This window comes from Xanthomonas arboricola pv. juglandis (assembly GCF_905367715.1).
GTDB classification, from domain to species: Bacteria; Pseudomonadota; Gammaproteobacteria; order Xanthomonadales; family Xanthomonadaceae; genus Xanthomonas; species Xanthomonas arboricola.
Map to the genome: position 1 here is coordinate 1,635,260 of NZ_HG999362.1, position 25,874 is coordinate 1,661,133.

Genomic DNA, 25,874 nt, shown 5'->3' on the forward strand with positions numbered 1-25,874 from the left:
GCGGCTGCGCCAACTGTAGCCTGAAACGAACGTGCCACCTTGCGGTGGCACGTCGGTACAACGCTTCGGTTTGCGGGTGACGCTTAGGCGATCTTGTCGCCATCGTTACGCGCAGGGCCGAAGTTGGTGGTGAGCACTTCGATCCGGCCGCCGGTCTTGCGGAACGCGGCGATGTCGGCAGCGATACGCTCACGACTGAGCGGCTGCGACTTGCCTTCGCTGCGAGCGATGCTGGGCTGGGATTTCTGCTTGGTCGCGGGACGTGCCATGTGGCCTCCTGTAGCGGGGAAGTGCGATGACACCGCGTGCGGCTAAGGTGGCGCGCGCGGAAGCGGTGTCGAGAGGTGCGGTCGCGTTCGGTGCGCAATCGCGGCGGCACGGCAAGCGTGCCTAGCTGACAAGCCGGCTAAGCGGTATGCAGCAACCGTGCATTGTAACGGATGGGCGCCCGCGTTGCCTTAACCGTCCGACGGACGGGCCTGGCGTGCCGCCGCCCAGGCCAGGCCCTGCACCACACCGAAGGACGGATCGCCCTGCACCAGGCGCGATTCCGGGAACACGGCTGCCACCGTGTCGCGGATATAGCCGGCACGCGACATGCCGCCGGTGAGGAACAGCGTGGCCGGCGGCGTGTCCAGGTCGGCACGGACCTGCGCAAGCAAGCCTTCTAGTTCGCCCAGGTAGCTGGAAGCGGACGCAACCAGCGCGCTGGCATGCACCTCCACCTCCAGCCCGCGTTCGATGAAGTCCAGCCCGGCCTGGTGCCGGTCGCGCTCGCTGAGCGCGATCTTGCAGGCTTCCACGCCGCGGTACAGGCGCGCGGTGTTGCCGGTGTTCTGCAGCGCCTGCAGGCGCTTGTCGAACGGGGCGGGGACGTCCTGGTACTTGTGCAGGCGGAATTCGCGCTGGCGGGTCATGTCCTGCACCATCGCCGCTTCCACGTAATGGTGGGTGGGCACGCGGGTGATGCCGCGGCCGAACAGCGGCATGTAGGCGGCCAGACTCAGCGCCAGATCGATATCGGTACCGCCGCGCGCGATGCCCCAGGCGCGGTGCACCTGCGGAGCGGCGCTGTCGCCGACGCTGGCATGGGCGATGTCGGTGGTGCCGCCGCCGATGTCCACCACCACAGTGTCGTGACGGCTGTCGTGGCTGACGTGGTAATGCATCGCGGCCGCCGCGGGTTCTTCGAGGAAATCCACGCTGTCGAAGCCGGCCGCGATGGCGGCGGTCTGCAGAATCTCCAGCGCTTGCGCGTTGCCGGCCTCGCCGATGGAACTGCGGAACTGCACCGGACGGCCCAGCGTGGCGCTGCGGATATTGATGTCGAACTGGCGCGAGGCGGTGAGCCGGATGTGTTCCAGCACGTGCGTGGCGATGCCGGTGATGGTCTGGCGTGCACGCGGATGCAGGTTGTAGCCCAGCATCGATTTGGGGCTCTGCACCAGGCTGCCTTCGCCTTCCAGGAAATACGCATCCAGTGCTTCGTCGCCGTAGACCGCGTTCTGCAGCAGGGCGGCGGAGCTGCGCGGCTCGCGCACCTGCTCTTCCATCCATTGGCGGCGCACTATGCGGATCGCATCGCGGCGCAGGCTGTCGGTGCTGGACGTGCGGCCGGCCGCGGCGGCGTCGCGACGGCCAGAGTCGATCAGCCGTTCGACCTCGTATTCCAGCGCCGGGGTCAGGCTGAAATCGTCCGGGTCGCGCATGGTCTCGGGGAAATACACCGTGGTGCGGAACTGCAAGGCCTCGCCGAAGCGCACCGGTACCACCTGGCCGTCGACGATCGCCGCAGCGGCGGAGTTGCTGGTACCGAAGTCGATGCCGAGTTTCATGCAAGCGGGCCTGTGAGCGGGCCGCGCACTTTACTACTTCTGCTGCCGGCGACGCCCGTCGCGCTGCGTTTGGACGTCGCAGCAGCCGAACTGCCGCATGCCCGCAGGCACGCGGCACACCCGATCAGGCCGCGACGCTGGCGACCTGGCCTTCGTTCAGTTCTTCGGTGGTGGCTTCGCGCACCTCGATGACTTCGACCGCGAAATGCAGGGTCTGCCCGGCCAGCGGATGGTTGCCGTCGACGGTGACCTGCTCCGGGCCCACCTCAGTGACGGTGACCAGCACCGGGCCCTGCTGGGTGCGCGCCTCGAACTGCACACCCGGCACGACCTCGACATCGGTCGGGAATGCCTCACGCGGCACCTGCTGGATCAACTGCTCGTGGCGCGGGCCATAGCCCTGTTCGGGCACGACATCGGCAGTGAGTGTCTCGCCGACGCGCTTGCCGTCCAGCGCGTGTTCCAGGCCGGGCACGATATTGCCGGCGCCGTGCAGGTAGCTCAATGGCGCGTCCGGCGTCGAACGGTCGAGGACCTGGCCGCTGTCGTCGGAAAGGATGTAATGAATGGTCGCAACGCGACCCTGGCTGATTTCCATCGGAAACCTCCATGACTTGTGATCGAGTGGGATGCGTCGGCTGACTCACGACGCCAAGAAGTGGTGCCCGCCTACCGTAGGCAATCGGCCCGGATGATGCAACCGCAGCTGGGGCTGCGGTTAGGGCGAGGATCAGCTTGGTGGTGACGATGTCACCGCTGCGATGCAATTGAATGCTGCGCGATGCGTCGGTACGCGAAGGTGAGCCGATCGATGCGCGTTACCTGCGGTGTTTGGCCGCGTGGCGATGCACGCATTCCACGCCCTGCCGTGCGCTAATCCTTCTCGGCGCCACGTTCGATCTGGGCGCGGCGCGCGTGCCAGGTTTCCGGCGTCTGCGGCTTGATGAACAGCGCGGTGAGCTCGGGGTGCTGACGCTTGGCTGCCGCTTCGATGCGCCCGACGCAGGCTTCGATCTGTGGCGTGGTGCGGCTGTCTTCGAACTCGGCGCTCAACGCGGCAACCACCTGGTTCGGGCCCATCTGCATGGTCAGTACGCCGTTGGCGGCGCGCACATCCGGATCGCTGGCGGCAATGCGCAGCAGCGATTCGGTGACGTGCGCATGCGCGGGTTCGCCGATCAGTAAGCCCTTGGTTTCGCGCGCCAACAGGAATGCGGTGAAGGCCAGCACGCAAGCGATGCCGATCGAGGCGATGCCATCGAGTTCGGGCATGTCCAGCAGCTGCGCGCCGGCCAGGCCCAGTACCGCCATGAACAAACCGATCAAGGCGGCGCTGTCTTCGAGCAGCACGGTGAACGTGCTGGGATCCTTGCTCTGCCGGAATGCCTGGAAATAGCCCATGCGGCCCTTCTTGGCGCGGAATTCGCGCAGCGCCACCACCCAGGAAATGCCTTCGAACACGATCGATACGCCGAGCACGATGTAGGCGAGCAGATGGCTCTTGGCCGGCTCGGGATTGCGCAGATGCACGATGCCCTCGTACAGCGACACGCCTGCGCCCATCGCGAATACCAATAGCGCGACGATGAAACTCCAGAAGTACAGCTCACGCCCGTAGCCGAACGGATGGGTCGGCGAGGGTGCCTGCGCGGCGCGGCGCAGGCCGTACAGCAGCAACACTTCGTTGACGGTGTCCACCAGCGAGTGCACGCCTTCGCTGAGCATCGCCGAGCTGCCCGAAATGCCTGCGGCGATGAATTTTGCGATCGCGATGGCAAGGTTGCCGGCCAGCGCGACATAGACGACCAGATGCGAGCCGGTTTTCTTTGCCGCGCCCGGTTCGCCAGCCGCAGGCGCGGTGGATCCTGGCGCAGCGCCGGGGGCTTGGGGAAGCGATGGGTTGGGCACGTGCGACCTGCAGGGCATTCGACAAGCGCTGCACTATCGCGCCGGCGCCGTGCCGGAGACGTGATCGGGCGGCCGGGGCGCTACAATCCACGCCCGTTTTGAACCTAGGAATCGCATGTCTTCCGTTCCCGCCTGCCCGCAATGTGGCCTGGACAATACCTATGCCGATGGCGCGTTGCTGATTTGCGCAGACTGCGGCTTCGAATGGAGCGCGGGCGAGTCCGCCGCGACTGCGACGGTGGTGCGCGACAGCAACGGCAACCTGCTGCAGGCCGGCGACACGGTGACCGTGATCAAGGACCTGAAGGTCAAGGGCTCGTCGATTCCGCTCAAGCAGGGCACGCTGATCCGCAACATCCGCTTGGTCGAGGACGATGCCGAGCACATCGAAGGCAATTCGGAAAAGATCAAGGGCCTGGTGCTGAAGACCTGTTTCCTGCGCAAGGCCTGAGGCTGTCGCGGAGCCAGCAGCACAGCCTGCAGCGTGTGTAGGAGCGCGCTTGCGCGCGATGAAGCGGTATCGAGACCGCCTCATCGCGCGTAAGCGCGCTCCTGCGTTGCGGGTCGCTCAATCGCGCGGATACACCGCCGCCACCGTGCAACTCTGGCGCATCCGCGCGGCCAGGCCGCCACGCGTGGTGCTCAGATCGCCCTGCTGGCCGGATCCGGCAGCCGCGCCGGCAAGCGCCATTTCGTCGAGCACATCGACCTTGTCGCCGGGATTGCCGCAGATCGCATTCAGGCCCATGCCGGAGACGAAGCGGATCGGCGGCGCGCCGCTGAGTTCGCGGCAGCTGTCCATCAGTTCGACACGGTAGTGGCGATGCGTGCCGGGGTGACGTGGCGAGACTTCCACCACCAGGCCCTGGCCGTCTTCCGACCACGAACGCAGCATGCTGGGATTGAAGCAGTAGCTGGACGAGCCGGCGAAATTACGCCGGCGCGCTTCGCGCACGCTGACCCCGTCCAGGGTCGGGATGCCGCTGTCGCGTTGCCGTGCCGCACTGGCGTATTCGCGCGCATTCAACGTGGCGATCTGGCTGACAGCGCAGTGCTGCTGGCCCGAGCTCACGTATGCCGGCGCACCGTTGCAGACCCAGCCGTGCGCCGCCAGCAGGCTCGCATCCGCTTGTGCGGCCAGTAGCGGGCAGTCCTGCGCCAGGCTGATGCGGAACAGCCGCCCGCCCTGTTCGGCCACTGCCAGCGTGCGCGGATCGGCTTGATGCAGCTCCGTCACCTTGCGCGCATCCAGGCATTCGGCGTTTGGTGCGGCAGGGCGCAGCGACTCGGCCGCTGCAGTGGAGGACGCGTAACCGAATAGCGTGCTGCCGAGCAGAACCGCAGTGAGTAAACGCATCACGCACATCCTTGGCAATGAGGGATGTCCGCATCATCTGCCAAGCAGGTCGCGCTGACAATCGCAGCAACGCGCGTCGGGTCGCGCGCTCAACAACGCCGGGTGGGCGGCTAGCGCTCGGTACCGCCAGCGCATACGAGTGCGTGCCGATCCCTGGCTGCACGCATGTGCGCGCGCAACCTTACGCGCGCCTTTCACTTTGCTGCCGCGATAACGCGGCGCAGCCTGCGCTCAGGGCGCCTCGGGCGGGTCCGAATCCAGCACCTGCAGCTTTCCGCCGGTGGTTTCGGGAAGGATGCGTTGGTCGGTGGCCACTAGCACCACGCCAGGCGTCAGCAGCGGCAGCAGGCCGGCCAGGAAGGCCGGCGGCACCTGCAGCCGCGCGATGGTGTCGGCATCCAGGGCCTGTCCTGCTGCCGCGCTGCTGCCGGGGATGCCGATGCGCATCCAGTTGGGCATGCGTTGACCGGGCAAGCCGGGTACTTCGCCAGGCAGAAAACCCTGGCCGACGATGAACGCTTGCGTGCCCAGCGGCGCGGCGCCGGTCTGCGCGCGCAATGCCACTTGTGCGCGTCCGATCTCCACACCGTTGCGATACACCACCAATTGCTGATCGCTGCTGCTGACCAGCATCGAGATGGGGCCGGTGGGTGCCAGCTCCGGCTGCCACGCAAAGCTCTGGCCGTTGGGCAGCGGCAGCAATGCCCGCTGCGTACCGGTGGCCGGGTCGATCGGACTGAGCGCGCGGGGATGCACCACCGCGTCCGCATCCACACCGGCCTGCGCGACCACCACCACCATGCCCATGTTGGAATTGTCGAACAGCAGCCGTGCGAATTCCGACGGTAGATGCACGCAGCCATGCGATTCCGGATAGCCGGGCAGGCCGCCTGCGTGCAGGGCCACGCCGTCCCAGGTCAGGCGTTGCTGATACGGCATGGGTGCGGCGTTGTAGAGGTTGGAGCGGTGGTCCTTGTCCTTCTGCAGGATGGTGAACACACCGGTCGGTGTCTCGTGCCCGGGCTTGCCGGAGCTGATGGTGGAAACGCCGATCAGGATGCTGTTGCGATACGCATACGCGCGTTGTTCGGTGAGGCTGACAATCACCGCCATCGGCCCCCAGCCCTTGCTGACGCCGCCCCAGATCCATTCGCCCGGCGTGAGGTCGGCCGGCGCCGTTTCGGCAGGGCTGGACTGGCGCGCGCCCCAGAACGGCACCGCAAGCGCTGGCCCGCAGATCAGCAGCGTGCAAAAAACAATGGCAGTGAGCAGGGGTCGCATCGGCATTCCAGAGAGCAGTGTCGGCACGATCCTAGCGGGGCGGGGTGTACGCGTCATGTGGTTGCTACCGGGATGGCTACGTTGCGAAGCTCCCGGCATTGCGAGGAACGTGTTGTGTATGCATTTGCGTATTCGCCGAGCCCAAGGCGCAACACACGCACAAGCGCCTGGCCTTGCGCGCCGGTTCAACGATTGTCTTGGCAGATGCACGATGGCCGCCGTATCGCGCGGGCGATCGGGCAAGGGATGCGTATCGCGCCTGCACGAAATACCGGGCCTGCGACGTACTCAGGTTCAACGTGCGCGTGCGGGCCGGCCGATCCGACACGGCAGCTGCTTTATACCGAGCGCAGCCGTTGTGTCGGCGAGACCTGGTGCGGCTGACAAAACGGAGCGAGCAGGCGTCAAGTGAGTGCTGACGGCGCGCAGGAACCGGAATGTACGCGTGGTGCATCCCGATTCCGGACATCGGCCGCGCCCGCCTGGCGGTGAGCGCAGGCGTTTTGCAGCCGCGCTCAGTTCGGCAGGGCGGGGTAGTCGGTGTAGCCCTTGGCACCGCCGCCGTACAGGGTGGCCTGGTCGAGCTCGGCCAGCGGGGCGTTCTCGTGCAGGCGACGCACCAGATCCGGGTTGGCGATGAAGGGTCGGCCGAAGGCGATCGCATCGGCGTAACCGCTGTTGATGGCGTGGTCGGACAGCGCCTTGTCGTAGCTGTTGTTGGCGATCCAGGCGCCGTCGAACTTTGCGCGCAGCGCGGCATAGTCGAAGGCGACGTTGTCGCGCGCACCGCCGGTTGCGCCTTCGATCACGTGCACGAAGGCCAGCCCGCCGATCAGGTTGAGACGCTCCACCGCACGTTCGAACAACGGCTGCGGATCGGAGTCATGCATGCCGTACACCGGTGTGACCGGCGACAGCCGCACACCGGTGCGCTCGGCGCCGATCTCGTCGGCGATCGCCTGCACCACTTCGGTCAGCAGGCGGGTGCGGTTTTCGATGTCGCCGCCGTACGCGTCGGTGCGCCGGTTGGAGCCGTCACGCAGGAACTGGTCGAGCAGGTAGCCGTTGGCCGCGTGCACTTCCACACCATCGAAACCGGCATCGATGGCGTTGCGTGCGGCGATGCGGTAGTCCTCGATCAGGGCGGGGATTTCGTCCAGCGCCAGCGCGCGCGGCTCGGAGACATCCTGGAAGCCGTCCTTGGTGTAGGTCTTGCCTTCGGCGCGGATGGCGCTGGGCGCCACCGGCGATTCGCCCGGCGGCAGCACGCTGGTGTGCGAGACGCGGCCCACATGCCATAGCTGCAGCACGATCTTGCCGCCACGGCGATGCACTTCATCGGTGACCGCACGCCAGCCCTGGACCTGCTCGGCGGTGTGGATGCCGGGCGTATCCAGATAGCCCTGACCCAGCGGGCTGATCTGCGTGCCTTCGGCCACGATCAGGCCGGCACCGGCGCGTTGGCCGTAGTACTCGGCGGCGAGCGGCGAGGGCACCTGCCCGGCGGCGGCGCGATTGCGCGTCAGCGGCGCCATGATCACGCGGTTGGCAAGATCCAGCGCGCCCAGGCGCACGGGGGAGAACAACGGGGATTCAGTGGATTTGGACATCAGCAACCAATTGGGTGTGGATCACGCGCCAGGCGCGACACCGCGCCGATCGCGAGTGCCCCCTAGCGATGGTGGCGGAGCAAAGCGGATTCGAGCGATAGCGATAGGACACAGCGTCTCCTGGCGCGTCGAAAGCGGCCAGACTATGACGTGCCGGGGCCTGGCGCTGAATCGCAGCAGGCACCGCGCTTCCGTCGATTGCTGCGTTGCACAATAATAAGCCGCCCCGTCATCCTGGAGTCGGGCATGTCCGATACCGATCTTTCAACGCCGCCCGTATCACGGCGCGACTATGTGCTGATCCTGTTTGCGTTGGCGATGGGCGGCTTTGCGATCGGCATCAGCGAATTCTCCACCATGGGCCTGATGACCCAGATTGCGCAGGGCCTGCAGATCAGCGAGCCGCAGGTTGGTCACGTGATCAGCGCCTATGCGCTGGGCGTGGTGGTCGGTGCACCGTTGCTGGCGATTATTGGCGCGCGCTGGCCGAGGCGCACCTTGTTGCTGCTGCTGATGGTGTTCTACGCGCTGGGCAATCTCGCCAGCGCGTTGGCGCCGAGCTATCACACGATGTTGCTGTGCCGTTTCATCGCCGGCTTGCCGCATGGCGCGTACTTCGGCGTCGCTTCACTGGTGGCCGCGTCGATCAGCCCGCCCAACCAACGCGCTACTGCGGTGGGCCGGGTATTGCTGGGCCTGAGCATCGCCTTGCTGGTCGGCAATCCGTTGGCGACCTGGCTGGGCCAGATCGTGAGCTGGCGGTGGGCCTATGCGGCGGTGTCGGTGCTTGCGCTGTGCACGGTTGCGGCAGTGGCGGCGCGCCTGCCGCCTGCGCCGGACGAGCCGCGGCAACAGCCGTTGCGTGAGCTGCGCGCATTCAATCAGCCGCAGGTATGGCTGGCCCTGGCGATCGGCGCGGTGGGTTTTTCCGGCATGTTCTGCGTCTTCAGTTATCTAGCGCCCACCCTGACCGCGGTGACCGGCGTGGAGCCGGCGCGGATCCCGCTGGCGATGGTGGCGTTCGGGGTCGGCGGCGTGCTCGGCAGCATCCTGGGCGGCTGGCTGTTTGACCGCATGCAGTTCCGCGCGGTGCCGGTATTGCTGGTGTGGTCGGTGGTGGTGATGCTGACCTTTCCGTTGGCTGCGCAGTCGGGCCTGTGGGTGTTTGTGTCCATCGTGGCGGTCGGCACCATGGGCGCACTGGCACCTGCACTGCAGACGCGTCTGATGGATGTGGCCGCGGAGGCGCAGACCCTGGCAGCGGCGTCCAACCATGCCGCGTTCAATACCGCCAATGCGCTGGGCCCGTGGCTGGGCGGTATGGCGATCACGGCCGGGTGGGGCTGGACCTCGACAGGCTACGTGGGCGCGGCCACTGCGCTGGGCGGCTTGCTGGTGTATGCGCTGGCGGTCTGGCAGGAGCGCCGCCAGCGCGCATCGCTGTCGAGCTGCTGAGGCGCTGCCGGCCTGCACTGCCTGTTGCAGTTGGAGTGATGAGTGGCAAAGCTGGCAGATGGCGTGCTGGTTGCGATTGGGTCGTACCGGACGCAAGGCCATATCCACGGCCAACTCACGAGCGCACGTCGAGACTGCGTGCTCCACTGCAAGCGGACCGTACAGCGCCATGACCGAACACACGCCACCGCCCTGGAAGCGCGGCAAACCCAAGGGTAAATCCGCCTCCACGCCGCTGACCGCAAGCCAAAAGGCCGCTGCCAAGCAGCGCGCCGAGGAGGCCGGTCGTCCCTATCCCAACCTGGTCGACAATATGTGGGCGAGCCGGCAGCCGAAGTAGGTTTGACCTGCTCTTGGCATCGATGAATCGCCATTCATTGCCTGCATGATCGCGTGAGGACAATCACCACATCACTCACATGTCGATTATGTGTGTCCCTCCAAGCTAAGGCCGTACACAACGCCAAGGCATGCAATCAGCACATCGATTGCCTCATCCCCCGAAAGCCAGCGCAAACGCATCCACAACTTGCGAAGCGCTGGCCCATCGCAACCAGGAGCGACACATGAGCATTCAGAGCAAGACCGAGCATAGCCTCAACGACCTCATCGCCATTTCCCGCGACGGCAAGGACTTCTACGAAGAAGCGGCCGCCAAGGTGGGTGATGCGGAGCTTGCAACGCTGTTCCGCCGCATTGCCGGCGTGAAGTCCGACATCGTCAGCAATCTGAGCAGTGTGGTTGCATCGGTCGGTGGCAAGCCGGAGACCAGCGGCACCATGGTCGGCAGCATGCAGCAGTTCTACGGCAAGGTGCGCGCCACGTTGGGCGATACCAAGTACGGCTACGTTGCCGAGCTGGAAGAGTCCGAAGACCGTCTGCTGAAGGCGTTCGACGAAACCATCGCCGACCAGGACACCCCGGCTGCCGCACGCGACGCCGCACTGCGTCTGCTGCCGGAAGTGCGCGCATGTCACGACGTGATGCGTAACCGCAAGCATGCGATGAAGAACGCCGCATAAGCTGCGCGCGTAACCCAGGCGCATCCAGGTGATGCAGCTTGCGGAGTGAACCGATAAAGGCGGAAACGGGCAGCGCAAGCTGCCCGTTTCTTTTTGTGTCGCGCGTGGTCAGTGCTGCGCGGTTGTTGTTCCACGCATTGCACGCGTTCCACGTTTTTGCATTGGCGTTGAATGCGTGTCACACATGCATTTGGTCTGCTAGTATCCGCCGCCCTTCTTCCCGGCAGGTCCGCGTACGCGGTCGTGGAATCAGCCCATGCAACAGCAGTTCCTGTACCTGTCCTCGGCCGAGGCGCAGTTGTCGCTCGGCCTCGGTGAGGAGAAGACCACCGAACGCCTGTTCTTTGCGGTGATGGCCGATGCGGCCACCGCCCAACGCGCTGCGGCGATCGCCGATGGGCTGCTGCACAATGGTTATGTCGATGGCAAGCCGCTGGCGCGCGAGCGCTTGCATGTGACCCTGCATCATCTGGGCGATTACGCGGGCGGCTTGCCGCCGTCGCTGGTGAGCCGCGCCAGTCAGGCAGCCGAGCGCGTGGTGTTGGACGCGTTCGAAGTGGAGTTCGATCGGGTCGGCACCTTCGGCGGCCGGCGCTCGCAGCTGCCATGCGTGCTGCGTGGCGAAGACAAGGTGCGCGGGCTGTACGAACTGCAGGGCGCGCTGGGCCGGCAGCTGGCGCATGCGGGTATTGCCGGCGACGCGCAGTACACGCCGCACATGACGCTGCTGTATTGCAACCAGTCGTTGCCGCAACGGCGCTGCGATGCGCTGGCGTGGACGGTGCGCGAGTTCGCGCTGGTGCGCAGCTTCCTGGGCCAGTCGCGTTACCAGATCGAAGGGCAATGGGCGCTGCGCTGATGTGCAGGCAGATGCATACGCGGTAGCCTGCGTGCATGGATGCCACCACCACACCACTGCCATTGCAGCCCGAGCACCTGGCCGCGCTCGAACAGGCCTATGCCACGCCACCGCGCGCTTATCACCACTTCGGCCATGTGCGTGCGCTGCTGCAGCACTACGCCGAGGTCGCCGCCGGACCGGGTTGGCAGCAGCCGGTCGAGGTCTGGCTGGCGGTGCTGTTTCACGATGCGGTGTACCAGCCCGGACGCAGTGACAACGAGGCGGAGTCCGCCAACTGGGCGACGGACTGCATCCCGCGCTGGTGGCCGCAGGCGTCGGTGGATCTGCAGCGCGTGCAGCGCCTGATTCTGCTCACCGCACGCCATGGACAACTGCAGCCAGCGGATGTGGACGCCGAGGCGGCGTTGTTCCTGGATTGCGACATGGCGATCCTGGCCGCACCGGCAGCGGTGTTCGATGCGTATGACGAGGGCATTGCCGCCGAGTACCGTGGGCATGTCCCCAGCCTGCTGTTCCGGCTCAACCGCAGGCGCTTTCTGGCCGGCCTGCTCGAGCGTCCGCGCATCTTCCTGAGCGACTACTTCCATGCGCGCTGCGACGCTGCGGCGCGGGCCAATCTGCGCCGGCGACTGGGGCGCTGACCTGGCACGCTGCGTGCTGTGGTTCATCCAGGCGCAGCCATGGCGCACGCTACAATGCGTGCATGCACGACCGCGCAGCTTCCGATCACGATCCACGCCCGCAGCCGCCCGAGCCGCCTGCGCCCAACGAGTGCTGCGAAAGCGGTTGCCCGTTGTGCGTGCACGATCTGTACGCGGAGGACCTGGCGCGCTACCGGCAGGCCTTGGCCGCCTGGGAAGCGCGTCAGCGAGCACATGCGCGATAAGCGAAGCGCCGCGCTTCGCGTGGCTGCCTGGAACGATTATCTTTGAACCACTTTTCCCGATGGTGCGACATGCGACGACTTGAGATGTGGAGCGCGCTCTGCGGCGCGGCGGTGTTGACGCTATCGGGCATGGCGGCTGCGCAGACCACGCAGCCAGTGAGCCACGGCCGCTTCGAGCAGATACCGGTGCTGATGCCCAAGGGCGAGCCGCAGCGCGTGGTGATCTGGCTGACCGGCACCGGCAACAACGTCAAGCGCCAGACCCAGGCGGAAAGCCTGCGCGCCGATGGCGCGATGGTGGCGATGGTCGATACCGCGCATCTTTACGCGGTGCTGCGCAAGGCCGGCGGTACCTGCGCGTTCTCGGTCGGCGATGTGGAAAATTTCTCGCGCTACGTGCAGGCCTTCTACCACATCCCCACCTACCGCCTGCCGCTGCTGGTCGGCGACGGCGAGGGGGCTGCGCTGGCCTATGCGATCGCGGCGCAAGCCAAGCCGCATGTGCTAGCCGGCGTGCTGACCGACGGGCTCTGCCCGGCGACGGTGTCCGACCAGGCGATCTGCCAGCCGGGCGTGCGCCCGGGCAGCAACACGCTGCTGCCGGTGCCATTGCAGATTCCTTGGGTGCTTGCCGGCAGCCAGGACAAGCGTTGCCCGGCCGCGGCCGAAGACGGCTTCCTCAAGCAGGTGCCGCAGGCGCGCACGTTCACGCGTTCGGCGCAGGGCGACATCCTGCCGGGCCTGCGCGCGGCGGCACGTTCGCTGGGCGAGCAGAAGGGCGTGGCGCTGCCGCCGCCACCGGGCGGGCTGGAAGATCTGCCGGTGGTGGAGCTGCCGGCCAAGCCCGATGGCGACAGCGACGACGATACCTTCGTGATCTTCGTCTCCGGCGACGGTGGCTGGGCGGGTCTGGACGAAGAGGTGGCCGATGCCCTGGCCGCGCAAGGCATTCCGGTGGTCGGCCTGGATTCGCTGCGTTACTTCTGGACCGAGCGCACACCGCAGGGCTTTGCCACCGATCTGGATCGCATCGCGCGTTTCTATGCGCAGCGCTGGCAACGTCAGCGGGTGGTGCTGATCGGCTTCTCGCAGGGCGCGGACGTGTTGCCGGCCGCGATCAACAAGCTGCCGGCGCAGACCAAGCAGAACCTGCGCATGACCGCGCTGTTGTCGGTGGGCAAGCTGGCCGATTACGAGTTTCATGTCAGCAACTGGCTGGGCTCGGACGATGAAGGCCTGCCGATCGCGCCGGAAGTGCAGCGGCTGCCCGCCGGCACCACCGTGTGCATCTACGGCCAGGACGATCAGGACGCGCTCTGCCCAAGCCTGTCGGCACAGGCCGCCAAGCGGGTCGCGCTGCCGGGTGATCACCACTTCAAGGGCGATTACGCGACCCTGGCCAAAGTGATCATGGAGCAGCTGCACGCGCTGTCGAAGCCGTAAGCGAGCGCGGGATTTCTGACCTGGTTCGGCCCAACTCCAGGCCGAACCAGGTCAACAACCCGGTTGTCATCTTTCGGTTCGGCCCCTGCAGCCAAGCAGGCCCCGACATTTCTTTCCGCAACCGATAGCAACCGGTGGTGCTTGCGCGCGTGCCGGCGTGGGACCTTGAGCGGCATGGATGCCGCGCCAGAGCCTACATGGACGTACTTGCGGCGTGTCCCACGCCGGTACGCGTGCAAGCGCCCGCAGCAGACCGAAGCATTCGCGTGGAACGCCAGATGTCGTGCGTAAGACTGATCGGTGTGTGGAGTTGCTCGGCGGCGCGGCGCCGCATCCAGTGTCGGGACACGCCGTGAATCCATCCCTGGAGGCTCGGTGGCGACATCCATGTCGCCACACGGTCCCGCCCCCGGACGCGGCACCGCGCTTCCAGCGTTGCCACTCCTGATCGGCAAGCAGTGCTTCAAGCACGTGCTGATGCCTGCGGACTTCGTGGCCGATGTAATCGGTAAGCCATTTACCTGCTGTCATGTCGCCAAAAAAAGTGGTGACGTTCCGAAGGATCTGCAGCGCCAACAGGCCCTCCGCATTTCTTTCAGCAACCGGCACCAACCGGTGGTGCTTGCGCGGGTGCCGGCGTGGGACCTTGAGCGGCACGGATGCCGCGCCAGAGCCTACATGGACGTACTTGCGGCGTGTCCCACACCGGTACCGTGCAAGCGCCCGCAGCAAACCTAAGCATTCGCATGGAACGCCAGATGTCGTGCGCAAGATTGATCGGCGTGCGGAGCTGGTCGGCGGCGCGGCGCCGCATCCGGTGTCGGGACACGCCGTAAATCCATCCGTGGAGGCTCGGTGGCGACATCCATGTCACCACACGGTCCCGCCCCCGGACGCGGCACCACGCGCCCAGCGTTGCCACTGCTGATCGGCAAGCAATGCTTTCAGGCACACGTGCAAGCGCCCGCAGTAGAGCGAGGCATTCGCGTAAAACCGCAGGTATCGAGCGGCCTTACTCCTGCCGGCCCGGATCCGCCGAGATCAATCGGGTGACATCCAGCAGCGCCGCCGGCAGATGCATGCCACCGGGCGCGACCAGATAACGCGGGCGCCAGGTCGGGGCGAACTTCGACTTGAAGCGGCGCAGGCCGCTGAAGCCATAGAAGCGCTCGCCATGACGTGCGACCAGGCTGGCGAAGCGATTCCAGCGGCCGGCCAGGCGATGCTCGGCCAGGCCCGACAGCGGCGCCATGCCCAGCGAGAAGCGCGTATAGCCATTGGCTTGCCCCCACAGGAACAGCTCGATGAACAGGAAATCCATCGTGCCCTTGGGTGCCTGCGCGCTGTGCCGCATCAGGTCCACCGACAGCTCGCCACCGGCCGGCGCCCACCACACATTGGCGAAGGCCACGATTTCGCCTTCCGCCTCGGCCACTGCCACCGGGAAGCGGCGCAGATAGTCCGCATCGAAGCTGCCCAGCGAGAAGCCCTTCTCTTCGCCGGACTTTTCTTCCAGCCATTGCTCGGACACTTCGGACAGGCGCGGCAGTACCGCATCCACCTGTTCGGGCTGCAGCATGCGGAAGGTCAGGCCGCCGCGCTTGCCGCGGTTCCAGGCCTGACGCAGATCGGCGCGGTCGCGGCCCTCGAGGGTGAAGCCTTCCAGCGGCACGATCGCCTCTTCGCCCAGTTTGACCAGGGTCAGGCCCATGTCGAGGTAGGTCTGCCAGTATTTTTCGCCGACCTGGTAGAACACCGGGCGCAGGCCCATATGGTCGGCCTCCTCGCGGAAGCGCCAGATCAGTGCGCGCGCGACCTCGGGCGGGCCGACCGGGTCGCCCATCGAGATCAGCGAGCCGCCGTAACGCTGCATCATCACAAACCCGCGGCGCTGCTCGTCGAGCAGGAAGGCCTTGTCGCCGGTCAGCGCCAGGCAGGCCTGGGTGTCGGTACTGATGGCCAGGATCGGCGCCAGCGTCTGCAGGGTCTGCGCATCGGCGGACGGCATCGGGCGGCGGCCGCCACGCAGCAGGCGCGCCATGCCGAACACGATCACGCCCACGCACAGGATCAGCGCCGCGCGCAGCGCACGTGGCGCGTTGGCCGAGGTGGCGAACTCCCACCACAGGTCGTTGCTGTATTCGACGTGGCTGTAGACGAAGAACAGCAGCCAGAACGTGGCCACCAGCACCAGGCCAAGATTGCTCAGCCAGCGCCACGACCAGGCTTCGTCCAGCAGCGCGCCCTGGCGGTAGAACTCGCGGCGTGCCGCCCACAGCGCCACTGCGGCCAGTGCCGCCGACAACGACACCGAGATATGGCTGCCGCGCAACAGCGACAGCGGCGGCAGCAGGATGCACACGCCCAGCGCCAGCACCCAGGCCGCATGGCTGCGGCGTTGCAGGCCCTGGCCGATCAGCAGCAGCACCATGCCGCCCAGGCTGACCAGCAGATGCGAGGTTTCGATCAGCGGCAGCGGCGCCACTTCCTGGCGCGCACGCGGGGTGGGCAAGGTGCCGTCGATGACCAGCGCCGCACCCACTGCAAACACCGCCAACGCCAGGATTTGCGGCAACCACGGGCGCAAGGCCTTCCATACCGTGCGTGCAGTGCTGGCGCTGGCGCGCACCGGTGCGCCCAGGCCGGAGGCTGCCGCCATCGCCACCGAGATCAGTAGCGGCACGATGTAGTAGGTGACCCGGTAGGCCAGCGCGGCCGCCAGCACCGCGGCGGGGGTGACATGCGGCAGCAGCTTGAGCAGGCTCCACTCGAACACGCCCAGGCCGGCCGGCACCGTGGAGATCAGCCCGGCGACCACCGCCACCAGCCAGATGCCGATAAACCCGAAGTAGCCGGTGCCCGGGTCCGGCGGCAGCAGCACGTAGAACGCGGCGGAGGCCAGGCCCAGCTCGACCACGCTCAGCGCGGTCACGCCCAGCACCGTGGTGCGGTCGGGCAGCCAGAAGCGATGACTGCGGATCCCGAATTCGCGGCCCTGTCTGCCGACCAGCCCCAGCATTGCGACGTAGCCGACCAGCAAGGCGATGCCGGCGATGCGGATGCCTTCTGCAGTGATCGGCAATGCACGTGCAGCCGCTTCCGGTTCCAGCAGCAGCGCCAGGCCAAGCAACACCCAGGCGCCGAAGACGAAGCCCAGCGTGCTCATCAGCACCACCTGGCCGATCTCGGCCAGGGTCAGCCCGACGCTGCCATAGCCGCGCAGGCGGACCGCGCCGCCGGTCAGGGCGGCAAAGCCCAGCGTCTGCCCCACCGCATGCGCCATGAAGGCGGTGATGCCCACGCGCGCCGGATGCAGTCGCTTGCCGGTGCGCTTGAGCCCGACCCAGTCAAAGCCCACCAGGCAGGCGTAGCTGCTCAAGCCCAGCAACAGGGTGAGCGCGATCTGGCCGGCACCCAGGGCGCGGAAGGCCTGGCGGATCTGCCGATAGCCATGGTCGGTGAATTGCCCCGACAGCGCGTGCAGCGCCATTGCCAGGATTGCCAGGCTGATGATCACCGGCAAGGCGCGGCGCCACCCGCTGGCTGGCGCTTGGGAAGACACGGAGGTATCCGTCATGAGGGAAACGGGATCTGCTGAAGGGGAAGAAGGGCACATGCACGGTGCGTGCCGCGCGGGAGGTTGCTCTGCATGGGCCGGTCGGTGTCAAGGTACATGCAGGGTGATCGCGTGGATGCCGAATGAGGTGAACGCAGGGTTCGGTTGCGCCGACAGGTATCGGCTCAGGACGGCCGCGCGCATCATAGGGCATCGCCGCGCCCACGTGCCGCAGGAGACGAATATGGACACGATGACTGTTGCAACACAGACAGGCTGCTGATGGAAGATCAACACAACAGCGGCACTGCGATGCCACCCGGGTCGGCCCGCCCGCCACGCTGGGCCGGGCAGGCCGGCGCAGTCGCCGCCTGCACGGGCCTGGCCTTCATCGCCTTGATCCTGCTGCTGCAATGGTTGCGCGGCGATCTGGACTGGATCGATGCACAGCTGAGCGCGTATCTGCACGGCGCCTACGGCCTACTGCTGCGCACGGCCTATTGCGTGCTGGCTGCCGCGATGGCGTGGATGGCGCTGGGCCTGCATGCGGCACTTGCACCGCCCGCGCGCAGCCGCACCGTGGTGGGGCTGTTCTGGGTGGCGGCGGTGGGCCTGTGCATGGTGTCGATCGGCGATAGCTGGATGCCGGAGCTGGCGCCCGATGCGGCGATGCCGGTGCACCTGCTCTCGGCCGACATGACGTTTCTGTGCGTGATCGCGGCGGTGTTGCTGCAGTCCTGGTACTTCCGCCGCGACCGGATGTGGCAAGGCCACTTCGCCGCCGCGTTCGGCCTGGGGCTGTGCGCATTTGCGGTATTGCTGTTCCACGTCACGGTCACCAGCGCGCCGCTGGGCATCAGCCAGAAGAGCGCCATCGTGCTGATCGTGGCCTGGATGGTGCGGGTCGGCGCGTGGTTGGCGCAGCACGTGCACGCCGGGGCTGCACGTTTGCCGCATTCGCGGGACAATGCCCGGGTCAATCAACCGTAGGAAGTCTGAAATGCTGCAGCGATTCGATGCGGGTCCGCGGATGTCGGAAATGACCGTCCATGGCGGCGTGTGCTACCTGGCCGGCCAGATTGCCGAAGACACCAGCCAAGACATCACCGGGCAGACCCGCCAGGTGCTGGGTGAAATCGACAAGTTGCTCGCGCAGGCGGCCAGCGACAAGACCAAGATCCTGCGTGCGGAAATCTTCCTGGCCGACATCGCCGATTTCGACGGCATGAACAAGGCCTGGGACGAATGGGTGCCGCACGGTTTCACTCCGGCGCGCGCCACGGTCGAAGCCAGACTGGCGCGGCCGGAATGGAAGGTGGAAATCGTGATCACCGCTGCGGCGAGCTGACCGCAGCGCGGCGCGCGGATCGCGGCTCGATCGCGCGCCGACGCCGTGTCATCTGCGCGCATGCGCTCGGACATGCAGCGCAGCGTTAGTGGATGACAGCGGCGAAGAACCGCTCACACATTTGCTTGGCAGGATCGTCAGCGCGTTTGCCGGCGCACCATCGAGTGAAACGCCGACATGTCGCGCTTCACTGCTGTGGTGCGCCTCGTCGTTTCGACGCGCGCGCGTGCGCGATCAGCGTTTGACGAAGCGGTAATGCGCCACGCCCCATTCGCGGCCCTGGTCGTAACCGAACAGCTCGGCGCAGGCCAGCCAGAACATCCGCCAGCGCTGCCACCAGCGCTGCGCATCGTCGCCATAGGTCTGCCGCAGTAGCGGCATGATCTGCTCGCGGTGGCGGTCCTGGTTGTCCAGCCAGGCGTTGGCGGTTTTTTCGTAATGCTCGCCCGACAGCACCCAGCGCTGTTCGATGACCACGTCCTGCTGGAAATGCAGCAAGGTATCGGCCGCCGGCATCAGCCCGCCGGTGAAGAAATGCCTCCCCATCCAGTTGTCTTCGCCGGCCACTTCGAACGGGTAGGCCAGGTCGCGGTGGCAGAAGATATGCACGAACAGCTTGCCGCCTGGCGCCAGCCAGCTGCCGACGCGGGCCAGCAGCTCGCGGTAGTTGCGCATGTGCTCGAACATCTCCACCGACACCACGCGGTCGAAGTTGCCCGGCGGCAGCGCCAGCGCGTTGACGTCGGCGGTGATGACCTGCACGTTGCTCAATCCGCGCACCCGGCACTGCTCCAGGATGTGCGCGCGCTGCGGACGCGAGTTGGACACCGCGGTGATGGTGGCGCCGGGATAGCGCTCGGCCATCCACAAGGTCAGCGAGCCCCAACCGCAGCCCAGCTCCAGAATGCGTTGGCCATCGGCCAGTTCGGCGCGCTCACCGTACAGCGCCAGCATGCGTTCTTCGGCCGCATCCAGATCCGGCGTGGTGGCGTCCCAGTAACAGCTGCTGTACTTCAACCGGCGGCCAAGGCACAGGGTGAAGAACTGCGGCGGCAATTCGTAGTGCTGGCGATTGGCGGCATCGGTTTCGATCGCGATGGCGCTGGCACGCAGGCTGTCGATGAAGGCGCGTTGGCGTTCGCCGCTGGCGTCGGCACCGCCGGTACGCTCATCGCGCAGACGTTGCGCACACAGCCGGCGGATGCCGTAACGCAATGCGGCGTCGGGGAGCACGCCGGATTCGGCCAGCCGGGTGGCGAAGGATTCTTCGGGCAGCGAGGAGGGCGGGATGGTGACAGTGGACATACGACTCTCCAGGCGACTCAGGACGAAGGGGGAAGTGGGAAAAACGCACTGGTGCTGCGCTGGTATTGAGCGTAGTCCTCACCACGCGAGCGCAGCGCCTGCTGCTCGGTGTAGGGAATGCCGGTGAAGCGATACAGGAATACGAACATCACCACCGGCCCCAGCGCCGCCAGGGCAAGCGGCCACGGCCCGGCACCGACGGCCAGCGCCAGATAGGCGAACCAGTGCACGAACTCGAAGAAGTAATTGGGATGGCGCGAATACCGCCACAATCCGCTGCGGCAGGTGACGCCGCGATTGGCCGGGTTGGCCTTGTGCGCAGACAGTTGCCGGTCGGCCAGGGCTTCGCCGCCGACCGCGATCAACCACACCGCAATCGCCAGCGTGCTCCACGCGCTCCAGGCCGGAGTCGGATTGCTGGCAGCGGCCAGAAACGGCACACAAAACAGCACCACGACCACCGCCTGCGCCAGGAAGAAGCCCAGGAATTTGCGTTGGTCGCCGTTCCAGTGCTCGCGCAGGGCGCGATAACGGCCATCTTCGTGCGGGTCGCCGAACACGCGCACGCCCAGATGCAACGCCAGGCGCGCGCCCCAGACGCCGCCGAGCACGCCGACCAGCACGCGCGGCAGCAGCGCGCCATCGGACATCCACGCGCAATACGGCGCTGCCGCCGCCAGGCACGCGGCCCACAGCACGTCGACCGGGCCGGCATTGCCGCTGCGGCGTTGCCACAGCCAGCCGATCACCATCACCACGCTCGCAAACACGCCCACATGCAGCAGCGGCCAGGCATTCATTGCAGTTCTCCCCTCAGGTGTTCAGGCGATGGTCGCGCGAGGCGGCGTGCATACAGCGACAACAGACCGCAGGCCACGCCCCAGCCGATGCCGACCGCGACCGCCGCATGCAGCTGCGGCGGCTGGAATTGCACCGCCTGCCAGCTGCGTTGCGCCAACCAGTACGAAAACGGCCCGAAGATCGCGCCCAGCAGCACCGCCAGCCACGGCCGCTGCATCACCGACGCCAGCGAATGATTGAGCGTGAGCGCAAAGCCCAGCCACAATGCCAGGATCCAGGCCGGCGCCAGCAGGGTGCCCGGCCACGGTGCGGCATAACGCACCCAGCCTGCGGCGGCCAGCGTTGTGTCCAGCAGCAAGCCCAGCGACAGCGCGGCGACCAGCAATTGCAGATCGCCCGGCGCACGCCGCGACGGCCACAGCTGATACAGCGCGAACAGCGCCAGCACCAACAGGGTGGGCCAGACACGCGCGTGCGCAGCGGCGCTGACGGCCACCAGCCACAGCACCTGCAGGCCCAGATAGTTGCCGAGCTGCTTCATGCGTCAACGGGAAGGCCGGGCACGAACTGCGGCGGGCGCGCACCCGGCTTGCTCAGCCATAGATGCACATCGCCGATCGAGCGCTCCAGGAAACCGGCTTCGCAATAGGCCAGATAGAACTCCCACATGCGGATGAAGCGTTCGTCGTAGCCGAGCGCGCGCACCTGCGGCAGCTGCGCCATGAAGCGCTGCCGCCAGGCGCGCAGCGTCAACGCGTAGCTCGGCCCGATGTCTTCCAGGTTGAACAGGCGCAGGTCGCTGGCGCGTGCGATCGCGCCGGTCATCGCCGCCACCGACGGAATGAAGCTGCCGGGGAAGATGTGCCGCTTGATGAAGTCCACCGAGCGCAACGCCTGCGCATAGCGATGGTCTTCGATGGTGATGGCCTGGATCAGCGCCTCGCCATCGTCGGCCAGCAGGCTGCCGACCTTGGCGAAGTAGGTGTCCAGATACTGATGGCCGATCGCCTCGATCATCTCGATCGACACCACCCGGTCGTAGCGCCCGTCCAGATCGCGATAGTCGCGCAACAATACGCTGACCCGGTCGCTCAGGCCGGCCGCGGCGATGCGCTGGGTCGCCAGTTCGAACTGCTCGCGCGAGATGGTGGTGGTGGTGACGCGGCAGCCATGCTCGCGTGCGGCGTGCAGCGCAAAGCCGCCCCAGCCGGTGCCGATTTCCACCACGTGGTGTTGCGGGCCGAGCCGCAGTTTCTGGCAGATGCGCTCGAGCTTGCGTGTGGCTGCGCGCTCCAGCGCGGCCTCGCCTTGGGCTTCTTCGCCCTCGACGAAGATCGCCGAGGAATACATCAGGTTCTCGTCGAGGAACAGGCGGAACAACGGGTTGCCCAGATCGTAGTGCGCGGCGATGTTGCGCCGGCTGCCGCTGCGGGTATTGCGTGCGAATGCATGCAGGCTGCGCATTGCCCAGCCGCCCAGCCGCGCGGTACCGGTCTCCATCGCATCCAGGCGCTCGCGATTGCGCAGCAGCAGGCGCATCAACGCGACCAGATCGTCGCATTGCCATTGCCCGTCCATGTACGACTCGCCGGCACCGACGCTGCCGTTGAGCGCGGCCTGGCGATAGAAGCCGGGGTCGATGACGCGCAACTGCATCTGCAGCGCATCCGCACCACTGGCGTTGCCGAGGGTGGTGACGCCGTCGGCTTCGTGCAGCTGCAATTGTCCATCGCGCAGCTCGCCGAGCGTGGCCAGCAGGCGCTTGCGCAACAGGCGGTCCGTCCAGGAAGCCGCGCGCGGCGCAGCGGTGTCGGGCAGGGACGTGGCGTTCATCGGGGTTCTCGCACAGGCGGATGAGGGTGATCGTGGACGGGGTTGCCGCGCAGCCACAGGCGCAGGGCCTGCCAGTGGATGGCCAGCACCACCTGCACGGTCATCAAGGGGTAGGCCAGCAGCGTGCGCGCCAGGGTGCGTGCGTTGAGCGGCTGGCGTTGCAGGACCAGGGTGGCATCGAAGCGGCGCGCGCCGCGCTCGCTGCCTGCGCCATCGGCGTCAGGATGAGTGGCCGGCGCGTCGCCGCCGGGCGCATCCAACACCTCCATATGTACGCGCAATTGCGCATCCGGCACGCTGAAACGCCAGTCGTACTGGTGCTGCATGCCCATGAACGGTGAAACATGGAAGCGCTTGTCGAAGCGCCAGGCATGCACGTCGCGATGCGTGCGCGCCTGCGCGACCGGCAGCACGTAGGTGTGGCGCTGCTGCCAGGGCGTATTGGTGATTTCTGCAACGATCCAGCGCAGGCCACCGTGGCGATCGAAGCAGTAGTAGAAGCTGACCGGATTGAACACGTGGCCGAAGTAGCGCAGATGCGTGAGCAGGCGGATCGCGCCATCGGGGCGCTCGCCGGTCTGGGTCTGCACGCAATCGCGCACGGCCTGGTCCAGCGGAACGTTCGGATCGCCGAGATAATCGCTGCGCCGGAACTGCGCCAGGTTGGCGCGCCCCACCGACCACAGCCAACGCCGCGCAAACACCGCATCGAGCTCGGACAGATCCAGGTACATCAGGAACAGCCGGTAGCGGAACGCCAGCGCTCTGGGCGCAAACCGACGGTGCCGCACCCAGCCGGTGTAGATCGCGCTGCGCAGTGTGCCGGCCACGCTGCCGGCACCGCTGTCCTCGCCCGGAGGCAGCGGTACCGCATCGGGGCTGGCTTCGCGCAGCAGCTGCATCACCAGTCCACTCCCAGGCCACGGGCCACGTCCACGCCGCTGCGCAGGCCGTCCTCATGGAAGCCGAAGCCCCATGCCGCGCCGGCGAACCAGGTGTGCTGCAGGCCCTGGATCTCGGCCTTGCGCGTCTGCGCGGCGAGCGCGGCCGCATTCTGCACCGGGTGGCGGTAGCGCATGCGTCGCAGCACCTTGTCCGGGGCGATGTCGTGGTCGCGATTGAGACTGACGATGAACGGCTGCGGCGCTTTGATCGACTGCAGCGCATTCATCCAGTAACTGACCGTGCACGGCGCCTGCGGGTCGGCCGGCACATGCGCATTCCACGCTGCCCAGGCGCGGCGGTCGCGCGGCAGCACGCTGGCGTCGGTGTGCAGGACGGTGTCGTTGTCCTGGTAGGTGATGCCGCCCAGGATCTGCTGTTCGGCCGCTGTGGCGTCGCTGAGCAAGGCCAGGGCATCGTCGGCATGGCAGGCCAGCACCACGTTGTCGAAGTGTTCCTCGCCACACGGGGAGCTGAGCACCACGCCGTTGGGCGCGCGCCGGATCGCATGCACCGGCGTGGACAGGCGTTCGAGCACCTGCCAGCGCCGACGCAGCGCACGCACGTAGCTGTTGGAGCCGCCGCGCACCACCTGCCATTGCGGACGCCCGCTGAGCTGCAGCATGTGGTGATTGGCCATGAAGCCGATCAGCTGGCCCATCGGGAATTCGAGGATGCGTTGCGAGGGCGATGACCACAACGCCGAAGCCATCGGCACCAGATGCTGGTCGCGAAACGCGTCCGAATACCCATGCCGCTGCAGATACGCGCCCAGCGTGCTGAAGCGCTCCTCGCTGTGCAGCACAGCCGGTGCCTGCCGGTAGAAACGGCGCAGGTCGGCCAGCATGCCCCAGAAGCGCGGGCTGAGCAGGTTGCTGCGCTGGCAGAACAGCCCACCCAGGCTGCCGGCGTTGTATTCGAGCCCGCTGCGCGCATCGTGCACCGAGAAGCTCATGGTGGTCGGCTGCGCGGCCACGTCCAGCTCGGCGAACATGCGCGTGAGCAGCGGATAGTGCTGCGGGTTGAACACGATGAAGCCGCTGTCCACCGCATAGCGCTGGCCGTCCAGCTGGATGTCGTGCGTATGCGTATGCCCGCCCAGATAATCGGCGGCCTCGAACAAGGTGACTTCGTAGCGGCGCGACAACAGCCACGCTGCGCCCAGGCCGGCGATCCCGCTGCCGACCACGGCAATCCTGCCCTCGCTCATCGGCTCACCCGCTCGGCACGCTGGGTGAGCGACTTCGGCATCGGCTTGAGGTCCCACACCAGGCCCACCCACGACATCGCGGTGAGCCCGTACCAGGTGACGTCGTACTCCCACCAGCGCAGGCCCTGGCGCGCGGAGCCGGGAAAGAAGTGGTGGTTGTTGTGCCAGCCTTCGCCGAAGGTGAGCAGTGCCAGCAGCCAGTTGTTGCGGCTGTCGTCGCGGGTGTCGAAGCGCCGGCTGCCGAAGCGGTGCGCCAGCGAATTGATGGTGAAGGTGGCATGGAACAAGGCCACGGTAGAGATCACAAAGCCCCACACCAGCAGCTGCGCACCGTTGGTCTTCAACGCGGGCGCGGCAACCGCCAGCCAGTCGCCGAGCAGGTACAGCCCGATCGCCAGCAGCACCGGCATCACGATGTCGAAGCGGTCCAAAAAGCGCAGCTCGGCAAAGCGACGCAGGTCGGGGATGACCTCCCAATCGGTGCGGAAGTTGCGCGGGGTCAGGAACCAGCCGGTGTGGCTCCACCAGAAGCCGTGCTGCGCCGGCGAATGCGGGTCGCGGCCGGTGTCGGTGTGGCGGTGATGATTGCGATGATGCGCGGCCCACCACAGCGGCCCGCGTTGCACGCAGGTGGCGCCGATGGCCGCGAACAGGAACTGCAGCACGCGCGAGGTCTTGAACGCGCGGTGCGAGAAATAGCGGTGATAGAACCCGGTCAGCGCGAACATGCGCAGCGCGTACAAGGCCACCGCCATGCCGACCGCGAACCAGGACGCACCGACCCAGAACACCGCCAGGCAGGCCAGGTGTAGCGCGATGAAGGGCAGTGCGCGCAGCCAGTCGATGCGGTCTGCGCGTGCTTCGTCCAGCGGCTCGTCGGTTTGCGAATCCACCCAACGACGCAGGCTGCCGGTGCGTGCTGCGAGCCACCCGAGACGGCGGGTGTCGGCAGGCTGCGGCGGCGCGGCATGTGGGTCAAAGCCAGTACTCGGCACGCGTGGTTCTCCGTGTGTAGTCGTGACCCTTTACGGACGCAGCCGGCAAACAGATGCACCAGCCCGTTTGATCGTCGCATGCGTGCGCACAGTTGGCGTGCCGGTGCGAACGAATCGCGCAATTGCGCACACATTCAACGGCGCAAGCCAGGGTTGAGGCGGATGAGGCTGTTGCTTGGAAGCCGCCGCCTGCGACGTGGTCGCAGGCGGCGTCAGGCGCGCCGG

General features: G+C 66.8%; 25 protein-coding genes and 1 other RNA gene. 10 read left to right on the plus strand and 16 right to left on the minus strand.

Going from position 1 to position 25,874, the window contains the following annotated elements; translation table 11 throughout:
* Positions 1-83: 83 nt before the first annotated feature.
* The 4 genes from KHN93_RS06980 to KHN93_RS06995 all read right to left on the minus strand — a co-directional run bounded on the left by KHN93_RS06980 (position 84) and on the right by KHN93_RS06995 (position 3,761).
* Complete coding sequence (locus KHN93_RS06980) at positions 84-269, minus strand: hypothetical protein (protein ID WP_010366034.1); 186 nt, start codon at positions 267-269, stop codon at positions 84-86.
* Positions 270-458: 189 nt separating this feature from the next.
* Entirely contained in the window at positions 459-1,835 is a 1,377-nt protein-coding gene (locus tag KHN93_RS06985; RefSeq protein WP_212579317.1) for an Hsp70 family protein, read from the minus strand.
* A 124-nt stretch (positions 1,836-1,959) separates the two neighbouring features.
* Positions 1,960-2,433: an FKBP-type peptidyl-prolyl cis-trans isomerase gene (locus KHN93_RS06990; RefSeq protein WP_039520199.1), complete on the minus strand. Its 474-nt coding sequence runs from the start codon at positions 2,431-2,433 to the stop codon at positions 1,960-1,962.
* A 275-nt stretch (positions 2,434-2,708) separates the two neighbouring features.
* The gene (locus KHN93_RS06995) at positions 2,709-3,761 is read right to left on the minus strand and encodes a cation diffusion facilitator family transporter (protein ID WP_024937999.1); all 1,053 of its coding nucleotides are present in this window, start codon (positions 3,759-3,761) and stop codon (positions 2,709-2,711) included.
* A gap of 97 nt (positions 3,762-3,858) precedes the next feature.
* On the opposite strand from KHN93_RS06995, the gene KHN93_RS07000 reads away from it, so the two are divergent.
* Entirely contained in the window at positions 3,859-4,194 is a 336-nt protein-coding gene (locus KHN93_RS07000; protein WP_039520205.1) for a zinc ribbon domain-containing protein YjdM, read from the plus strand.
* 117 nt (positions 4,195-4,311) lie between these two features.
* Here the strand turns inward: KHN93_RS07000 and KHN93_RS07005 are convergent, their stop codons facing one another.
* The 4 genes from KHN93_RS07005 to KHN93_RS07020 form a co-directional block, all read right to left on the minus strand.
* Positions 4,312-5,100: a hypothetical protein gene (locus KHN93_RS07005; RefSeq protein ID WP_244812213.1), complete on the minus strand. Its 789-nt coding sequence runs from the start codon at positions 5,098-5,100 to the stop codon at positions 4,312-4,314.
* 231 nt (positions 5,101-5,331) lie between these two features.
* Positions 5,332-6,387, minus strand: coding sequence for a L,D-transpeptidase (locus tag KHN93_RS07010; protein ID WP_212579319.1), 1,056 nt, complete (start codon positions 6,385-6,387; stop codon positions 5,332-5,334).
* A 372-nt stretch (positions 6,388-6,759) separates the two neighbouring features.
* Positions 6,760-6,835, minus strand: a non-coding RNA gene (locus KHN93_RS07015) — sX9 sRNA.
* A 61-nt stretch (positions 6,836-6,896) separates the two neighbouring features.
* A complete protein-coding gene (locus KHN93_RS07020; protein WP_104597536.1) occupies positions 6,897-7,991 on the minus strand; it encodes an alkene reductase in 1,095 nt (364 codons plus the stop codon).
* Positions 7,992-8,237: 246 nt separating this feature from the next.
* On the opposite strand from KHN93_RS07020, the gene KHN93_RS07025 reads away from it, so the two are divergent.
* From KHN93_RS07025 to KHN93_RS07055, 7 genes are all read left to right on the plus strand, one after another.
* A complete protein-coding gene (locus KHN93_RS07025; protein ID WP_104597444.1) occupies positions 8,238-9,446 on the plus strand; it encodes an MFS transporter in 1,209 nt (402 codons plus the stop codon).
* A 169-nt stretch (positions 9,447-9,615) separates the two neighbouring features.
* A complete protein-coding gene (locus KHN93_RS07030; protein WP_039511547.1) occupies positions 9,616-9,786 on the plus strand; it encodes a hypothetical protein in 171 nt (56 codons plus the stop codon).
* A 226-nt stretch (positions 9,787-10,012) separates the two neighbouring features.
* The gene (locus KHN93_RS07035) at positions 10,013-10,468 is read left to right on the plus strand and encodes a PA2169 family four-helix-bundle protein (protein ID WP_024937995.1); all 456 of its coding nucleotides are present in this window, start codon (positions 10,013-10,015) and stop codon (positions 10,466-10,468) included.
* A 256-nt stretch (positions 10,469-10,724) separates the two neighbouring features.
* Positions 10,725-11,327 carry a 2'-5' RNA ligase family protein gene (locus KHN93_RS07040; RefSeq protein ID WP_212579320.1) on the plus strand — a complete coding sequence of 201 codons (603 nt, stop codon included), beginning with the start codon at positions 10,725-10,727 and terminating at the stop codon, positions 11,325-11,327.
* Between the two features lie 35 nt (positions 11,328-11,362).
* The gene (locus KHN93_RS07045) at positions 11,363-11,971 is read left to right on the plus strand and encodes an HD domain-containing protein (RefSeq protein ID WP_016903503.1); all 609 of its coding nucleotides are present in this window, start codon (positions 11,363-11,365) and stop codon (positions 11,969-11,971) included.
* Positions 11,972-12,033: 62 nt separating this feature from the next.
* Complete coding sequence (locus KHN93_RS07050; protein ID WP_016903504.1) at positions 12,034-12,216, plus strand: oxidoreductase-like domain-containing protein; 183 nt, start codon at positions 12,034-12,036, stop codon at positions 12,214-12,216.
* Between the two features lie 69 nt (positions 12,217-12,285).
* On the plus strand, positions 12,286-13,659 hold the full coding sequence (locus KHN93_RS07055) for a virulence factor (protein ID WP_212579321.1): 1,374 nt from the start codon (positions 12,286-12,288) through the stop codon (positions 13,657-13,659).
* A 1,012-nt stretch (positions 13,660-14,671) separates the two neighbouring features.
* On the opposite strand, the gene mprF is transcribed toward KHN93_RS07055, so the two are convergent.
* A complete protein-coding gene (mprF, locus tag KHN93_RS07060; RefSeq protein ID WP_212579322.1) occupies positions 14,672-17,236 on the minus strand; it encodes a bifunctional lysylphosphatidylglycerol flippase/synthetase MprF in 2,565 nt (854 codons plus the stop codon).
* 261 nt (positions 17,237-17,497) lie between these two features.
* Between mprF and KHN93_RS07065 the strand changes: the two genes are divergently transcribed.
* On the plus strand, positions 17,498-18,205 hold the full coding sequence (locus tag KHN93_RS07065) for a DUF998 domain-containing protein (RefSeq protein WP_212579323.1): 708 nt from the start codon (positions 17,498-17,500) through the stop codon (positions 18,203-18,205).
* Positions 18,206-18,215: 10 nt separating this feature from the next.
* Positions 18,216-18,563, plus strand: a complete 348-nt coding sequence (locus KHN93_RS07070) for a RidA family protein (protein WP_016903508.1) — start codon at positions 18,216-18,218, stop codon at positions 18,561-18,563.
* Between the two features lie 234 nt (positions 18,564-18,797).
* Here the strand turns inward: KHN93_RS07070 and KHN93_RS07075 are convergent, their stop codons facing one another.
* Genes KHN93_RS07075 through KHN93_RS07105 form a run of 7 tightly spaced genes read right to left on the minus strand, consistent with a single transcriptional unit; the run spans position 18,798 to position 25,649 of the window.
* Entirely contained in the window at positions 18,798-19,868 is a 1,071-nt protein-coding gene (locus tag KHN93_RS07075) for an SAM-dependent methyltransferase (protein WP_166771091.1), read from the minus strand.
* A 17-nt stretch (positions 19,869-19,885) separates the two neighbouring features.
* On the minus strand, positions 19,886-20,668 hold the full coding sequence (locus KHN93_RS07080) for a DUF1295 domain-containing protein (RefSeq protein WP_212579324.1): 783 nt from the start codon (positions 20,666-20,668) through the stop codon (positions 19,886-19,888).
* On the minus strand, positions 20,665-21,210 hold the full coding sequence (locus tag KHN93_RS07085) for a DUF2878 domain-containing protein (protein ID WP_102252368.1): 546 nt from the start codon (positions 21,208-21,210) through the stop codon (positions 20,665-20,667). Before KHN93_RS07085 ends, KHN93_RS07080 begins: the two co-directional genes overlap by 4 nt.
* A complete protein-coding gene (locus KHN93_RS07090) occupies positions 21,207-22,502 on the minus strand; it encodes an SAM-dependent methyltransferase (protein WP_039514269.1) in 1,296 nt (431 codons plus the stop codon). Before KHN93_RS07090 ends, KHN93_RS07085 begins: the two co-directional genes overlap by 4 nt.
* Complete coding sequence (locus KHN93_RS07095; protein ID WP_212579325.1) at positions 22,499-23,404, minus strand: DUF1365 domain-containing protein; 906 nt, start codon at positions 23,402-23,404, stop codon at positions 22,499-22,501. Before KHN93_RS07095 ends, KHN93_RS07090 begins: the two co-directional genes overlap by 4 nt.
* Complete coding sequence (locus KHN93_RS07100) at positions 23,404-24,654, minus strand: NAD(P)/FAD-dependent oxidoreductase (RefSeq protein WP_104561016.1); 1,251 nt, start codon at positions 24,652-24,654, stop codon at positions 23,404-23,406. Before KHN93_RS07100 ends, KHN93_RS07095 begins: the two co-directional genes overlap by 1 nt.
* Positions 24,651-25,649 (minus strand): acyl-CoA desaturase, encoded by a 999-nt coding sequence (locus KHN93_RS07105; RefSeq protein WP_102256812.1) that lies wholly within the window; start codon positions 25,647-25,649, stop codon positions 24,651-24,653. Before KHN93_RS07105 ends, KHN93_RS07100 begins: the two co-directional genes overlap by 4 nt.
* Positions 25,650-25,874 lie beyond the last annotated feature (225 nt).